General features: G+C 69.6%; 16 protein-coding genes. 2 read left to right on the top strand and 14 right to left on the bottom strand.

Annotated features, from left to right (window positions below):
• Positions 1-4: 4 nt before the first annotated feature.
• From QSK35_RS10275 to QSK35_RS10260, 4 genes are read right to left on the bottom strand one after another with little or no spacing between them, the layout of a single operon-like run.
• Positions 5-541, bottom strand: a complete 537-nt coding sequence (locus QSK35_RS10275; protein WP_285744607.1) for a DUF6529 family protein — start codon at positions 539-541, stop codon at positions 5-7.
• Entirely contained in the window at positions 538-1137 is a 600-nt protein-coding gene (locus tag QSK35_RS10270) for a hypothetical protein (RefSeq protein WP_285744605.1), read from the bottom strand. Before QSK35_RS10270 ends, QSK35_RS10275 begins: the two co-directional genes overlap by 4 nt.
• Positions 1138-1189: 52 nt before the next feature.
• Positions 1190-1894, bottom strand: coding sequence for a GntR family transcriptional regulator (locus QSK35_RS10265; RefSeq protein WP_285744603.1), 705 nt, complete (start codon positions 1892-1894; stop codon positions 1190-1192).
• 14 nt (positions 1895-1908) lie between these two features.
• Positions 1909-2448: a UTRA domain-containing protein gene (locus QSK35_RS10260; protein WP_285744601.1), complete on the bottom strand. Its 540-nt coding sequence runs from the start codon at positions 2446-2448 to the stop codon at positions 1909-1911.
• A gap of 72 nt (positions 2449-2520) precedes the next feature.
• On the opposite strand from QSK35_RS10260, the gene QSK35_RS10255 reads away from it, so the two are divergent.
• On the top strand, positions 2521-2742 hold the full coding sequence (locus QSK35_RS10255) for a hypothetical protein (RefSeq protein WP_285744599.1): 222 nt from the start codon (positions 2521-2523) through the stop codon (positions 2740-2742).
• On the opposite strand, the gene hutI is transcribed toward QSK35_RS10255, so the two are convergent.
• From hutI to QSK35_RS10215, 8 genes are all read right to left on the bottom strand, one after another.
• Positions 2735-3865, bottom strand: a complete 1131-nt coding sequence (hutI, locus tag QSK35_RS10250; RefSeq protein ID WP_285744597.1) for an imidazolonepropionase — start codon at positions 3863-3865, stop codon at positions 2735-2737. The genes QSK35_RS10255 and hutI overlap by 8 nt on opposite strands.
• Positions 3862-5142: a formimidoylglutamate deiminase gene (locus QSK35_RS10245; protein WP_285744595.1), complete on the bottom strand. Its 1281-nt coding sequence runs from the start codon at positions 5140-5142 to the stop codon at positions 3862-3864. The genes hutI and QSK35_RS10245 overlap by 4 nt, the downstream gene beginning before the upstream one ends.
• The gene (locus QSK35_RS10240; RefSeq protein WP_285744594.1) at positions 5136-5993 is read right to left on the bottom strand and encodes a hypothetical protein; all 858 of its coding nucleotides are present in this window, start codon (positions 5991-5993) and stop codon (positions 5136-5138) included. The genes QSK35_RS10245 and QSK35_RS10240 overlap by 7 nt, the downstream gene beginning before the upstream one ends.
• A 34-nt stretch (positions 5994-6027) precedes the next feature.
• Positions 6028-7197, bottom strand: a complete 1170-nt coding sequence (locus tag QSK35_RS10235; protein ID WP_285744593.1) for an allantoate amidohydrolase — start codon at positions 7195-7197, stop codon at positions 6028-6030.
• Complete coding sequence (gene hutU, locus QSK35_RS10230; RefSeq protein WP_285744591.1) at positions 7197-8834, bottom strand: urocanate hydratase; 1638 nt, start codon at positions 8832-8834, stop codon at positions 7197-7199. The genes QSK35_RS10235 and hutU overlap by 1 nt, the downstream gene beginning before the upstream one ends.
• On the bottom strand, positions 8834-10339 hold the full coding sequence (hutH, locus tag QSK35_RS10225; RefSeq protein ID WP_285744589.1) for a histidine ammonia-lyase: 1506 nt from the start codon (positions 10337-10339) through the stop codon (positions 8834-8836). Before hutH ends, hutU begins: the two co-directional genes overlap by 1 nt.
• A gap of 69 nt (positions 10340-10408) precedes the next feature.
• The gene (locus QSK35_RS10220; protein WP_285744585.1) at positions 10409-11341 is read right to left on the bottom strand and encodes a hypothetical protein; all 933 of its coding nucleotides are present in this window, start codon (positions 11339-11341) and stop codon (positions 10409-10411) included.
• Positions 11338-11865: a SigE family RNA polymerase sigma factor gene (locus QSK35_RS10215; RefSeq protein WP_285744583.1), complete on the bottom strand. Its 528-nt coding sequence runs from the start codon at positions 11863-11865 to the stop codon at positions 11338-11340. The genes QSK35_RS10220 and QSK35_RS10215 overlap by 4 nt, the downstream gene beginning before the upstream one ends.
• Before the next feature lie 111 nt (positions 11866-11976).
• Between QSK35_RS10215 and QSK35_RS10210 the strand changes: the two genes are divergently transcribed.
• On the top strand, positions 11977-12762 hold the full coding sequence (locus QSK35_RS10210) for an IclR family transcriptional regulator (RefSeq protein WP_285744582.1): 786 nt from the start codon (positions 11977-11979) through the stop codon (positions 12760-12762).
• A 62-nt stretch (positions 12763-12824) separates the two neighbouring features.
• On the opposite strand, the gene QSK35_RS10205 is transcribed toward QSK35_RS10210, so the two are convergent.
• Together QSK35_RS10205 and QSK35_RS10200 are read right to left on the bottom strand one after the other, a co-directional pair.
• The gene (locus tag QSK35_RS10205; RefSeq protein ID WP_285744581.1) at positions 12825-13715 is read right to left on the bottom strand and encodes an ABC transporter substrate-binding protein; all 891 of its coding nucleotides are present in this window, start codon (positions 13713-13715) and stop codon (positions 12825-12827) included.
• Positions 13712-14374 carry an ABC transporter permease gene (locus QSK35_RS10200; protein WP_285744580.1) on the bottom strand — a complete coding sequence of 221 codons (663 nt, stop codon included), beginning with the start codon at positions 14372-14374 and terminating at the stop codon, positions 13712-13714. Before QSK35_RS10200 ends, QSK35_RS10205 begins: the two co-directional genes overlap by 4 nt.
• Position 14375 lies beyond the last annotated feature (1 nt).

Genomic DNA, 14375 nt, shown 5'->3' with positions numbered 1-14375 from the left:
CCTCCTAGAACTTCACGCCGACCGTGGTGAAGAACCACAACGACGAGGTCAGCCACAGCGCGACGAGCCCGGTGAACACCGCCCCGCCGACCAGTGGCAACGCCCAGCCCGGCACGCCTTTGCGGGTCAGCACCAGCATCTTCGCGGTGAACGCGCCGAAGAAGAAGCAACCTAGCAACGAGTGCGCCAGCACGCGCGGCGACGACGGATCGAACCCCAGCGCGTACAGGCAGTGCACCACGACCGGCACCGTCGCCAGCACGGCCAGCCGCCCGGACCAGCGGTGCAGTACGCCGACCCACTTGGGCCCCCTGATCTTGCCGTAGACCATCAACGCGCTGGTCAGCTGCACCAATGCCAGCACGAACGCCACGGTCGCGAGCCACGACTTCACCGCCTGCGTGCTGGAGAACCCGGCGATGTTGATCGAGTACCCCTGCGGCTGGTGCAGCCCGCCGTACACGCCTAGCGCCACCGACACCGCCGCCCCGATGGCGAACGGCACGACGACCGTGGCGGTTTTCCGATCGATGGTCGTCATGGCGCCACCCGTTCGACCGGCACGTCCTTGCCGTCGATCGTGACCTTGTCCGGCGAGAACGCGGGCGCCTGCTGGACCGCTCCGTCCTTGAGCCGCAGCCCGGTGACGGTGCCGTCCTTCTCGACGATCCAGCCGACCCGGTCGAGCACCCCGGCGCTGGCGCGGAACAGGCCCGCCGGCGGGTCGACGTTCGCCGCGGTGAACCCGTGCTTGATCACCGTGCCGCTGAGCTGGTCGCCCTGGATGGTGCCGGTGAGCTCGTCGCCGTTCTTGGCCTTGAGGGACAACGTGCTCTCCTGCAGCGTCCCCTCCAGCCACGACTCGACCTGCTGCCCGTCGCACAGGTACGCGACGGCCTTCTCGTTCTTCACCGCTACGGCGATCGCCGCGCCGGTGTCCACCTTGCCGACGTACATCTCCTCGAACGGAGCCTTCGTCGTGGTGGTGGTCGTAGTCGTGGTCGTCGGCGCCGCGCTGAGCGTGGCAGGGCCGGGCGCCGACGCGGGCGTGGCCTCCCGGCTCATGTTGATGCCGAGCACCACCGCCGCCAGCGCCGCGACGACCAGCAACGTGAGCAGCGGCCCGCGGTTTTCCACAGGTGGATTGTGAGCCTTCTTTCCGGTTTTCGCCGGGGCCGAAGGGCCCAACTCAGCTCACGCGGTCGCGGTACTGCAGCTCATACATGTGTCCACCCTTGACCAGCACCGACACCTCGACCGGATGACCATCGTCCGAGTACACGACCCGAAACTGGCGAATAACCGGCACGTCGTCCGGCAGCGCGAGCGTCTCCATCTCCTCGGTCGTCGGGAGTCGTGCGGACACCCGGTCAACGAAGTCGCGCTGCGGGTACCCGAGATCGTTCAGCGCCCTCGGCGCGCCACCTGGAATCTTGCCGCGCCCCGCCAGCGGCGTTCCCTTCGCGATCTTGGCCGGGTAGTACGACCACGACAGCTCGACTGGATCATCGTTGTGTAGCAACAACCTGTGCCGCATGACAGCCGCTTCGCCGATCTGCTCCGCGACGTCCACAGGTGGCGTCACCTCACCGACTTCCAGGAGCCGATAGGTGTAGCCCCTCTCGGACGGGGCAAAGTACGCGGCGGCCTCAACGGTGAGCGGCGCCTGGTCACGGACGTAGACGCCTTTGCCCATCCGGCTGTGCAGAAACCCCTCGTCCTTCAACGCGGTGAGCGCACGCTGGATCGTCGCGTTCGCCGCCTCGTAGCGTTCGACGAGCTGGGACGTGGACGGCAACTGCGATCCCGGTGGCAGCTCGCCCGACATGATCAGGGCACGCAGGTGGGCCGCGACCTGTTGATGCCGCGGACGACCGTCCGTTCCTTTGACCACGCCGGCTCCCCTCGTCACAGGGACAGTTCGTAGCTCAGCCGTCGATCCGTGGGCACCATGGTCATGACACTCACTTCGACCGGCGCACCATCCTCCGCCATAGCGGTTCTCATCAGGACGAGGACCCACTGATCTTCGCCGAGTTCGAGCAACTCGCGTTCCTCGGCGGTGGCCGGGCGGGTGGACACGTCCTCCCGGATCTTCCTCGGTTGCCGTCCCAACTCGGCCAGCACAGTTGGCGCACCACCCCGTACCTTTCGCGGTTCCGCCAGCGGGGTTCCGCCCGCGATGGCGAGCGGATAGTACGAATCGGTCAGCTCGTACGGGCGATCGTCGAGGAACATCGTGCGGCGCCGGACCACCACCGGATCGCCAGTCGGAAGGTCCAATGCACGGGCCACGTCCTCCGGGGGCACCACCTGGACGACCTCGCGCAGGCGTTGGGTGCCCTTACGTCCTTGCTTCGCGGTCTCGTCCGTCCAGGCGTCGGGTTGACCTGCCGCCCGTGCCGTCAGGTACGGCGCCGATACATCTACCCACGTCGGCTCGTCCACGAGATCAGCCTAACGGGGCATCCACCATTGAGGTCGTTGTAACCTTATTCGAAAGGCAGTACGGTCGAAGTCATGCCGGACGGCAGGCATGTGAGCGAATCAATCCGCAACGAGGCGATCGAGCACTGCGAGCTTGTATGGCCACTGCTCGTGCAAGGTCGCATCGACGACAGCAAGATCGACCAGGCCAACGACTACCTCGGCGCGCTGGCCTCACACAGCCGGCTGATGCACGACATCGTCATCCTCATGATCGAGCGTGCAACTGGCGTCAGCTGGGACGCGATCAGATGACTTGTACGCCCTTCCGCCACACCGCGTGCGTCAACGGGACGCCCGGCCGGTACGCCAGATGCGTGATCGAAGGCGCGTCCAGCACGTGCACGTCAGCGCGCGCACCGAGCCGGATCACGCCCACGTCGTCACGCCGGAGCGCCTGCGCACCACCCAAGGTGGCGGCGCGGACGGCCTCCTCGACGCTCATCCGCATCTGCAGCACGGCGGTGGCCACGCAGAAAGCGATCGAAGACGTATAAGAGGAACCGGGGTTGCAGTTGGACGCGAGCGCCACGGTCACACCCGCGTCGAGCAGCTTGCGCGCCTCCGGCAAAGGTTGCCGGGTCGACAGATCGCACGCCGGCAGCAAGGTCGCGACCGTGTCCGAAGCCGCCAGAGCGTCCACATCGGACTGCGACAGATACGTGCAGTGGTCGACCGACGCGGCACCGAGTTCGACGGCCAGCCGGACCCCAGGGCCGAGTCCGAGCTGGTTGCCGTGCACGCGCAGGCCCAAACCCCGCCCAGCAGCGGCGGTCAGCACCGCACGCGACTGGTCCTCGTCGAACGCACCGGTCTCGCAGAACACGTCGGCCCACCGGACGTGCGGCGCGACGGCGTCGAGCATCTCGCCGCACACCAGGGAGACGTACTCGTCGGCGTCCGCACCGGGTGGCACCAAATGCGCCCCGAGGAAGGTGACCTCGTCGGCATGCGAACCCGCGACGACAGCGGACCGCAACTCATCGGCCACGGTCAGACCGTAGCCCGTCTTGGTCTCGATGAACGTCGTGCCCTGCGCCACCGCCTCGGCCACGTGCCGCGAGACGACAGCCGACAGGTCGTCGTCCGACGCGGCACGGGTGGCACCGACGGTGACGGCGATTCCGCCTGCACTGTAAGGCTTTCCGGCCATGCGAGCACCGAACTCGGCGGTGCGGTCGCCGGCGAACACCAGGTGCGTGTGGCTGTCCACCCAGCCGGGCAGCACGGCCCGGCCGCCGACGTCGATCCGCGTGTCCGCGGCCGGGGAACCGGTACCGACCCAGGCGATCGTGGAACCTTCGATCACCAGTGCGTCGCCGTGCACGGACGGGTCGTTGGTGGTCAGCTCACCGATTCCGGTGATCAGCGTGCTCACGCCCACAGCTCCTCGATCGCCTCCGCCAGCAGCGCGCCGACGTCACCCAGAGTCTCGTGCCTTCCGCCGGACGCCACCACTCGGCCACCGACCACGACGGTGTCCACATCGGACGCCGTAGCCGACAGCATCACCTGTGAGGGCAACGAACCCGCGGTCCGCGCCGAACGAAGCGACACCGCCACCAGGTCCGCGGGCGCCCCGACCGAGATGCTGCCCGCCTCCGGCCAGCCGAGGGCGGCGTGGTTGGTCAACGCCGACAGCAGCTCGGACGGCGAGAAGCGGCCGCGTTCGCCGGTGCGCAGGCGTTCGTTGTGCTCCAACGCCCGCGCCTCCAGCAGCGGGTCGATCACGGCGTGCTGGTCGCTGCCCAGCGACAGCGGGCTCTCGGCGTTCGCCAGCTCGCGGGCCGGGCCGATGCCGTCGGCCAGGTCGGCCTCGGTGGTCGGGCAGAAGCACGCGCCCGTGCCGGACTCACCGAGCAGCGCGATGTCGTGCGTGGTCAGGTGGGTCGCGTGCACGGCGGTGGTGCGCGTCGACAGCGCGCCTTCCTCCGACAGCAGCTCGGTCGGCGTGAGGCCGTACGCGTTCATGCATGCCTCGTTCTCCGCGGGCTGCTCGGAGAGGTGCACGTGCAGCGGCTTGTCCGGGAACGCCGACGCCACAACGGAAAGCTCGGACCGCGGCACCGCACGCACCGAGTGGATCGCCGCGCCGACGCGCATCACGGGGTCGTCGGACAGCTCGGCGACGCGCACGGCCCAGGCCTCGGCGTTGCCGTCCGAGAACCGTTGCTGCACCTCGTTCAACGGGGTGTCGATGCCACCGGACAGGTAGCAGGTGTCGAGCAGCGTCAGGCGGATGCCAGCATCCGAGGCCGCTTCGCGCAACGCGTGACCGAACTCGTTCGAGCGGTCATGCAGGTAGTGGAACTCGCCGACGCACGACACGCCCGCCAGCGCCATCTCGGCGTAGACCGCGCGGGCCAGCCGGTAGTAGCTCTTCGGGGTCAGCCGCGAAGCGAGCGCGTACATGCCTTCGCGCCACGTCCAGAACGTACCGCCGCCGTCGTGCGTCCGGCCGCGCAACGCCCGGTGGAACGCATGCGAGTGCGCGTTCGCGAAACCTGGCAGCACCACCCCGTGCAGCCGCCGCACACCCAGCGGAATCGTGTCCACTGTGGACACCGACGAGATCAGGCCGTTCTCGACGCGCACCAGCACGCGCTCGGCGAGGCCGTCGGGCAGCCAGGCCCGCTCGCACCAGAAGTTCACCACAGGGCCACCTCTCGACCGCACACGTACCGGACGTCCTCCGACAGCACGGTGTTCCGCACTCCCCACTCGGGGTCGGGCACCTTCGTCGTGGTGAAAGTCTTACCGTCTCGCGAGATCTGAATCGAGTCGCCGTACGGCAGCACCGCGCGGCGCCGGTTCGTCACCTCGAGGCAGTCACCGCCGGTCTGCGGCCGCCTGGTCACCGGTGCCGGCACCGCGATGGTGCGGTGCAGGTACTTCACGTCGCCATCCTTGCTCGCCGCGCGCACGTACACGTCGCTGCCGAGCCGCCAGTCCGGCACCAACCTCGCCGTACCTCGCGTCGGGCGACTGACCTGGCCGTTCTTGTCCGCGTAGACGGTGAACGTGCTGCCCTTGCGGTTCGGCCACGACACCAGCGCGTAGTTGCCGATCTTCTTGACCTGGGGCCGCGGTTCCCACAGCACGAGGTCCGGCACGCGCTGCGGACTTGCGCTCTTCTCGAAGAACACCTCGGCCTCGGCGCCACCGGGGTACTGCGCCACGATCGACAGCTCCTTGCCCTGCACCTTCTCGGTGGGAAAGCTGTACGCCCCTTCGGGCGTCTGCTTGACGTAGTCGGCCTGCGGGCAGGTGATCACGCAGGAGAGCCCGCTGGTGAACAGCAACGCGAACACCTCGCCGTCGGTCCACTGCCGCAGCCCGACGGCCGCTCTCGGCGCACCGGTGCCGGACTCGTGGATGACCCGGCCGTAGAGCGCGCCCTGGGCGGGCGGCTCGGGGGCCGGGGTGGTCGGCTCGGGGCCGTCATAGCGCGGCGGCTCCGAGCACGCGGTCAGCAAGAGCACCAGCACGATCCCCCATTTGCGCATGGGCGGACGTTAGCGATCACAGTGGTACGCCGTCTCACGAACTCAGGTGTTCGAGCGTTTTGGCCAGAGCCTCAACGCCGGCCGCGCAGTCCGCCTCCTCCGCGAACTCCTCCGGCGCATGGCTCACACCGGTGGGGTTGCGGACGAACAGCATCGCGGTCGGCACGTGCGCGGCGAGGATGCCCGCGTCGTGCCCGGCACCGGTCGGCAGCGCCGGAACACCGCCCAACAGACCGGCAAGCTCATCACGCAACGCCGCATCGAAGTACACGGTGTCGCCATAGGACTCCTCGGTGACCCGGACCTCGCAGCCCTCCTCCTTGGCCGCCAGAGCCGCCGCCTCGGTGATCTCCGCGACCATCGCCCGTGTGCGGGCGTCGTCGGAGTCGCGCGCGTCGAGCCAGACGTCCACTGTGGACGCGATGACGTTGGTGCCGCCGGGGTTGGGCACGAGCCGTCCGACCGTCGCCCGCCCACCGTCACGCGCCGCCCGGCGGGCGGCGAGCACGAGCTGCGACGCGGGCAGCATCGGGTCGCGCCGGTCGGAGATCAGCGTCGCGCCCGCGTGGTTTCCCTCGCCGGTGAACGTGAAGCGCCACCGGCCGTGCGCCAGGATGCTCGAAGCCACACCGACGGGCACGGACAGGCCGCGCCCCTGTTCGACGTGCAGCTCGACGAACTGCCCGATGCGGCTCAGCACCTTGTCGTCGCGGCCGGCGAGCGTCGGGTCGTAGCCCGCCTTCGCCATGGCCTCGCCGAACGTGATCCCATCGGGATCCTTGAGATTCAACGCCATTTCCGGGGAGATCGCACCGGTGAGCAACCGCGAACCGAGGCACGCGACACCGAACCGGCCGCCTTCCTCTTCCGCGAACACGGCGATCGCGAGCGGCCGGCGAGGCGTGAAACCGCGCGCCTGCAACAGATCCACGGCCTGCAGCGCCGACGTGACGCCGAGTGGCCCGTCGAACGCGCCGCCGCCGGGCACCGAGTCGAGGTGGCTGCCGGTGACGACCGCGTTCTCGCCGCGGTCGCCCCACCACGCCCACAGGTTGCCGTTGCGGTCGGTCTCGACGTTGAGCCCGCGCCGCACGGCCTGTTCGACGAACCAGTGCCGGAGCTCCAGTTCGGGCGCGTCGAACGCGTGCCGCGAGTAGCCGCCGCGTCTGGCGTCTCTGCCGACGTCCGCGATCTGGTCGAGCATCAGCCCTCCATCGGGATGCGCACACCGCGCTCGGCCGCGACCGACCTGGCCTCGTCGTATCCGGCGTCGACGTGCCGGATGACGCCCATGCCGGGGTCGTTGGTCAGCACGCGCTCGATCTTCTGTGCGGCCAGCGGAGTTCCGTCCGCGACCGTCACCTGACCGGCGTGGATCGACCGGCCGATGCCGACGCCACCACCGTGGTGGATCGACACCCAGGTCGCGCCGGACGCCGTGTTCACCAGGGCGTTCAGCAGCGGCCAGTCGGCGATCGCGTCCGAGCCGTCGGCCATCGCCTCGGTCTCGCGGTACGGCGACGCCACGGAACCGCAGTCGAGGTGGTCGCGGCCGATCACGATCGGCGCGGACAGCTCGCCCGACGCGACCATCTCGTTGAACTTCAGCCCGGCCAGGTGCCGCTCGCCGTAGCCCAGCCAGCAGATGCGCGCCGGCAGGCCCTGGAACTCGACCCGCTCACCCGCCATCTTGATCCAACGCGCGAGCTGCTCGTTCTCCGGGAACAGCTCGAGGATCGCCTGGTCGGTCTTGGCGATGTCCGCCGGGTCACCGGACAGCGCGGCCCAGCGGAACGGGCCCTTGCCCTCACAGAACAGCGGCCGGATGTACGCGGGCACGAAGCCGGGGAACGCGAACGCCCGGTCGTAGCCACCGAGCTGCGCCTCGCCGCGGATCGAGTTGCCGTAGTCGAACACCTCGGCGCCGCGGTCCATGAAGCCGACCATGGCTTCGACGTGCGCCGCCATCGACTTGCGAGCCCGGTCGGTGAACTCCTCGGGCTTCGCGGCGGCGTAGGACGCCCAGTCCTCGAGCGCGACACCGATCGGCAGGTACGCCAGCGGGTCGTGCGCGGACGTCTGGTCGGTCACGATGTCGACCGCGACCTCACGGCGCAGCAGCTCGGGCAGGATCTCCGCCGCGTTGCCCACCACACCGACGGAAAGCGCCTCACCGGCGGCCTTCGCGGCCAGCACCCGCTCGAGAGCAGCATCGAGTGAGGGAGCGACCTCGTCCAGGTAACGCGTCTCGACGCGGCGCTGCGCGCGGTGCGGGTCGACCTCGATGCACAGCGCGACACCCTCGTTCATGGTGACCGCAAGCGGTTGCGCGCCACCCATGCCGCCGAGCCCGGCGGTGACGGTCAGCGTGCCCTTCAAAGAACCGCCGAACCGCTTGTTGGCGACCGCGGCGAACGTCTCGTAGGTGCCCTGCAGGATGCCCTGGGTGCCGATGTAGATCCACGAACCGGCCGTCATCTGGCCGTACATCGTCAGGCCCTCGGCCTCCAGCCGGCGGAACTCGGGCCAGTTGGCCCAGTCCGGCACCAGGTTGGAGTTGGCGATCAGCACGCGCGGCGCCCACTCGTTCGTCCGCATCACGCCGACCGGGCGGCCGGACTGCACGAGCAGCGTCTCGTCCGAGGCCAGCGTGGCCAGTTCGCGGCTGATCGCCTCGAACGACGGCCAGTCGCGCGCGGCCTTGCCGGTGCCGCCGTAGACGACGAGGTCGTCGGGGCGCTCGGCCACGTCCGGGTCGAGGTTGTTGTGGAACATGCGCAGCGCGGCTTCCGTCTGCCAGCTGCGGGCGGTCAAGTCAGTGCCACGGGCGGCGCGAACCATTACAGAACTCCACTTCGGATCAGGGCTTCGGCGGCGGCGATCTCGGGCGCGAGGTGCCGGTCCGGGCCGGGACCCGGCACGGTGACCCGCAACTTCTCGACGGCCGCGGCGGTCGCGGGGGCGGGCTTCAGCGGAGCCCGGAGATCGAGGGCACGAGCGGCGGTCAGCAGCTCGACGGCCAGCACGGTCGTGAGACCGTCGACGGCCTTGCGCAGCTTGCGCGCGGCGGACCAGCCCATGGAGACGTGGTCCTCCTGCATCGCCGACGACGGGATCGAGTCGACGGACGCGGGCACTGCCAGGCGCTTCAGCTCGGACACGATCGCGGCCTGCGTGTACTGCGCGATCATGTGCCCGGAGTCGACGCCGGGGTCGTCGGCGAGGAACGGCGGTAGCCCGTGCGACCGGGCCACGTCGAGCATGCGGTCGGTGCGGCGTTCGGCCATCGACGCCACGTCCGCCAGCGGGATGGCGAGGAAGTCCAGCACGTACGCGACGGGCGCGCCGTGGAAGTTGCCGTTCGACTCGACCCGGCCGTCGGGCAGCACTACGGGGTTGTCGACCGCGGACGCCAGCTCGCGCTCGGCGACGGTCGCGGCATAGGCGACGGTGTCACGTGCGGCGCCATGCACCTGGGGCGAGCAGCGCAGTGAGTACGCGTCCTGCACGCGGGTGCAGTCCGGACCGCGGTGCGACGCCACGATCTCGGAGTCGCGCAGGAACGCGAGCATCCGCGCGGCGGACACGGACTGGCCGGGGTGCGGCCGCAGCTGGTGCAGCTCGGGTTCGAACACGCGGTCCGTGCCGAGCAGCGCCTCGACGCTCATCGCGGCGGTGAGGTCCGCGATGTCCAGCAACCGCTGGAGGTCGGCGATCGCCAGCACCAGCATGCCGAGCATGCCGTCCGTGCCGTTGATCAGCGCGAGGCCCTCCTTCTCGGCCAGCTGCACGGGCTCGATCCCCGCCGCCGCGAGCGCGTCGGCCGCCGGTACGAGCGCGCCGGACGCGTCACGGACCTGTCCCTCGCCCATCAGCGCCAACGCGGACGCCGACAGCGGCGCCAGGTCGCCCGAGCAGCCCAGGGAGCCGTACTCGTGGATGACCGGCGTGATGCCCGCGTTGAGCATCCCGGCCAGAGCCTCCACAGTGGACAGCCGGACGCCGGTGTGGCCGGTCGCCAGCGTGCGCAGCCGCAGCAGCTGCAGCGCCCGCACGACCTCGCGCTCGACCTCCGGTCCCGAGCCCGCCGCGTGGGAACGGACCAGCGACCGCTGCAGCTGGGCGCGACGGTCCGGCGGGATGTGCCGGACGGCGAGCGCGCCGAAGCCGGTGGACACGCCGTACGTCGGTCGTTCCGCGGTGGCCAGCTGGTCGATGTGGCGCCGGGCGGCGGTGACCGCCTCACGCGCGGCCTCGGTGATCGTCACCTGGGCGCCGTCGCGGGCGACGGCCTCGACGTCCTCACGGGTCAGCGGTTTCGGACCCACCTCAACCAGTTGTCGCATAGGGACATCACAGCGCCCCCAGGTGCTTCCGGCGACCCAGGCTCGGCCGACAGCGTCTGAGATCCGAGACTATCGGCCGATCCAGGAGAAGTCGGGCTTCGCGTCGACCTTCAGGTCCCCGGCGATCTTGACCAGCTGTCCCTCGTCGAGGTCACCCAGCACGACCACCCAGACGTCGTGGTCGAACACGGCCACGAACCGGCCCGGCACGTAGGTGCCCTGCTTGCCGCGCACCTCGACCGGGCGGCCGCCGGTGAGGTCCGGCTTCTCCGTCGACACCTGTGCGGTGAACGGCTCGACCCGGATCTCGGATGTCCACTTCGATGGCGAGGCGCCCCACACCCGAGGCAGGGACATGCCGTGGTACTCCAGCGCCGACTTCACCGCGCTCTTCTCGTCCGGCTTGACCGACCCGGCGAACTGGAGGGCCGTCGCCTTCACGTCGGCGAAGCCGCGCACGGTGACCGTGAGCAGGTCGAGGGCCTTCCAGACGACCGTCGCCGCCTTGCCCGACTGACCGTCGGCGACCTGCACGTAGCCGGTCGCGCCCGGCAGCTGGACCTGCTCCCACGTCTCGTAGCCCGCGGGGCTGCCGCCGTCGAGGCTCAACGACACCATCGGCTGCCCGGTCGCGAACGGCTGGTTCGCGGAAGGCTGCGACGTCCACGCGCGGACGATGCCCTCGGGGCCGGCCGAGCGGTAGACCTCGACGAACCCGTCCGGCAGCCAGCCGGGGCTGTACTTGAGGTGTGTCTGCGCGGGCGCTGTGGTCGGCAGCAACGCTGCCGCACCGTCGTCCGGGCTGGGTCCCCGGCCGACGATCACGCCGGCGGTGAACAGCACGGCGGCGGCCGCGACGGCGGTTCCGACCATGAGGAACAGGGACGACCTGCTGCGCCTGCGCGCCGGGCGGCGCAGCCGGGCCAGCGTCGGCCCCGGATGCGGTGCCCGCTCCGCCTGCCGCTTCAGGGCATCGGAGATCAACTGTTCGGTGTCGTTCACGACAGGCCCTCCTGCAGCCGGAGCCCCGCGGCGGCGGGTTCCGGCGAGTAGTCGAGACGAAGCGTGGCCAGCGCCCTGGAGATGTGGCTGCGCACGGTGCCTTCGGCGCAACCCAGGGTCTTGGCGATCTCGGCGTCGTCGTAGTGCTCGTAGTAGCGGAGCACGATCGCGGCCCGCTGCTTGCGAGGCAGCTGCGAGATGCGCTGCAGCATCGCTTCCCGCTCGTCGTAGTGGTGGCTCGTGTCGGGGACCGCCGGGCTGATGTGCTCCAGCGTGTCGGTCGAGAGGGCGACGTTCTTCGCCTCACGGCGGCGGCGCCACGAGAGGAACTCGTTCGTGACCATGCGCTTGACGTAGGCGGCGGGCAGGTCGACCCGGCTGATCCGGTCCCACCGTTGTTGCGCACGCAGGAGGACCTCCTGGACCACGTCCTGCGCCAGGTGAGGATCGCAGGTCAGCACGGTCGCGTACCGCAACAACGGGGTCACCTGTGCGGCCACGAAGTCATCGAAGCTCGGTGTCAATCCCGCCCCCTCTTCCACCCGTCACACCCCCAGAGACGCACTGTCATCCATATTTGTTGAGTCGCCCGTTGGATGGACTTCGCAACGGTTCCAAAGTGCGAAAATCACCAGGTGGGCAGCAGCAGTGACGTACCCGCGCTGCGGCGAGGCCTCGCGGTACTGCGTCTGTTGGCGAGCCGACCAGGACCCGTGTCGGCCGCGTCCGTCGCGCGTGAGCTCAATCTACCCAGGTCGACGACCTACCACTTGCTTTCCGAACTGACGGATGCGGGCTTCGCGACGCATTTCCCGGAGGAGAAGCGGTACGGGCTCGGCGTGGCGGCGTTCGAGCTCGGCTCGGCGTACCTGCGGCACGATCCGCTGGAGCGGCTCGCGCGGCCGTTGCTGCGCAGGCTGGTCGACCGCGTCGAGAAGACCGCGCACCTCGGCGTGCTGCACGGCGCCGAGGCGTTGTACCTGGTCCGCGAGCAGCCGCGGCAGCCGCAGACGATCGTGTCCGACGTCGGTGTGCGCCTGCCCGCGCACCTCACGGCGTCCGGCCGAGCGATGCTCGCCCACCTGCCCGCGGCGCAGGTCAGGGCACTCTTCCCGTCCGTCGACGGGTTCGTCGACCGCACCGGGCGAGGCCCGCACAACCTGCCCGCGCTGCGCCGGATGCTGCAGACCGAGCGCAGGCAGGGCTGGTCGGTCGAGGACGGGTTCGTCACGGCCGGGTTCGCGTCCGTCGCCGCGCCGGTCTTCGACCACGGCGAACGCCCGATCGCCGCGATCACGCTCACGTTCCGGCACATGTGCGACACCCTGTGCGGCCAGACCTGGCCCGAGCTGGCCGCCGAGGCCCGCCGGGCGGCCGACGAACTGACCAACCGCATCGGCGGTCACCCCGCGCCCGGCTGATACGCCGTCGGGGGCCTGTTCACCACGGAAAACGCAGCGAACAGGCCCCCGACGGCGTTACGTCAGATGCCGGCCGAGGCCAGCCAGTCCTTCGCGACCTTGTCCGCCTCCTGCTTCGCCGACAGCTTGGCGTTGAGGTCGAGCAGGGTCTTGGTGTCGAGCTTCTTGGAGATCGCGTTGAGGATCGACCGCACCTGCTCGGACGCCTTCTTCTCGTTGATCAACGGCGTGACGTTCTGCGCCGCGAACAGGTTCTTCGGGTCCTCGAGCGCCACGAAGTCGTTGGCCGAGATCGCGGAGTCGGTCGTGAACAGGTCGGCGGCCTGCACCGAGCCGTCCTTCAGCGCCGCGACGGTCACCGGACCGCCGACGTCGAGCGCCTTGAACTCCTTGAACTCGCAGTTGTACTTCGCCTTGAGGCCGGCCAGGCCGTCCGGGCGCTGCTGGAACTCCGGCGGGCCGCCGAACACCAGGTTCTTGCAGTACGGCACCAGGTCCTCGATCGACTTGAGGCTGTACTGCGCGACGGTCGCCTTGGTGACGACCACGGCGTCCTTGTCCTCGGCCGTGGACTTGTCGAGCACGATCAGCCCGGACGGCAGCGCCTTCTTCAGCGCCTCGTACACCTCGTCCGGCGCGACCTCGGTCGACTCCTTCTTGACGTGCCGCAGCAGCACGCCGGTGTACTCGGGGATCAGGTCGATCGAGCCGTCCTGCACGCCCTTGAAGTAGAGCTCGCGGTTGCCGATGTTGAGCTTCTTGGTGACCTTGACGCCCTTGGCGCTCAACGCCTCCGCGTAGATCTCCGCGATCAGCCGCGACTCCGGGAAGTTCGCCGAACCCACGACGATGGTGTCGGAGGACGACTGCCCGGATCCGCCACTGGACAGCGGATCACCTCCACACCCCGCAAGGAGCATGACCGCCGCGACGGCCGTGGCGATGCGCTTCATCGATTTCCTCCGCTTCCTGCTCCGACGACGCCGGGCGACACCGTCAGCTTCTGCAGCCCGACGAACACCAGGTCCACGAGCACGGCGAGCACTGCCACGAGCACCGCCCCGCCGAGCATCTGGTCATACTCCTGAAACGCCAGCCCGTCGAAGACGAACCGGCCCAACCCTCCCGCGCCGACATACGCCGCGATCGTGGCGGTGGACACCACCTGCAGCGCGGCGCCGCGAAAGCCTCCGAAGACGAGCGGCAAAGCGTTCGGAAGCTCTACCTGCAGAAGCACGCCACCCTCGTGCATGCCCACTCCGCGCGCAGCGTCCACAATAGACGGTTCGACGGCGCGGATGCCGGCGTACGTGCCCGCCATGATCGGCGGGACGGCGAGCAGCACCAACGCCGTGTACACCGGCACGTCGCCGATACCGGCCCAGAGCACCACGATGATCAGCACCGCCAGCGTCGGCAACGCACGGAGGCCGTTCGTGAGTCCCACGATCAGGAAGCCTCCGCGGCCGGTGTGGCCAACGAACGCGCCCAACGGCACCGCGATCACCGCAGCGATCAACAGCGTCAACCACGTGTAGGTGAAGTGCTCCACGATCCGCACCGGGATTCCGGTGCTACCGCTCCAATGCGCGGGGTCGAACAGCCAGCCCATC

This window comes from Lentzea sp. NBRC 105346 (assembly GCF_030269605.1).
Taxonomy (GTDB): domain Bacteria; phylum Actinomycetota; class Actinomycetes; order Mycobacteriales; family Pseudonocardiaceae; genus Lentzea.
This window is presented reverse-complemented; position numbering and strand designations above follow the sequence as displayed.

Bases quoted from the DNA above. Each gene is read 5' to 3' on its own strand.
- QSK35_RS10235 (WP_285744593.1), bottom strand. From the start codon at position 7,197: ATGCTCGACCAGATCGCGGACGTCGGCAGAGACGCCAGACGCGGCGGC.
- QSK35_RS10200 (WP_285744580.1), bottom strand. From the start codon at position 14,374: ATGGGCTGGCTGTTCGACCCCGCGCATTGGAGCGGTAGCACCGGAATC.
- hutH (WP_285744589.1), bottom strand. From the start codon at position 10,339: ATGCGACAACTGGTTGAGGTGGGTCCGAAACCGCTGACCCGTGAGGAC.
- QSK35_RS10255 (WP_285744599.1), top strand. From the start codon at position 2,521: ATGCCGGACGGCAGGCATGTGAGCGAATCAATCCGCAACGAGGCGATC.
- QSK35_RS10205 (WP_285744581.1), bottom strand. From the start codon at position 13,715: ATGAAGCGCATCGCCACGGCCGTCGCGGCGGTCATGCTCCTTGCGGGG.
- QSK35_RS10275 (WP_285744607.1), bottom strand. From the start codon at position 541: ATGACGACCATCGATCGGAAAACCGCCACGGTCGTCGTGCCGTTCGCC.
- QSK35_RS10240 (WP_285744594.1), bottom strand. From the start codon at position 5,993: ATGCGCAAATGGGGGATCGTGCTGGTGCTCTTGCTGACCGCGTGCTCG.
- hutU (WP_285744591.1), bottom strand. From the start codon at position 8,834: ATGGTTCGCGCCGCCCGTGGCACTGACTTGACCGCCCGCAGCTGGCAG.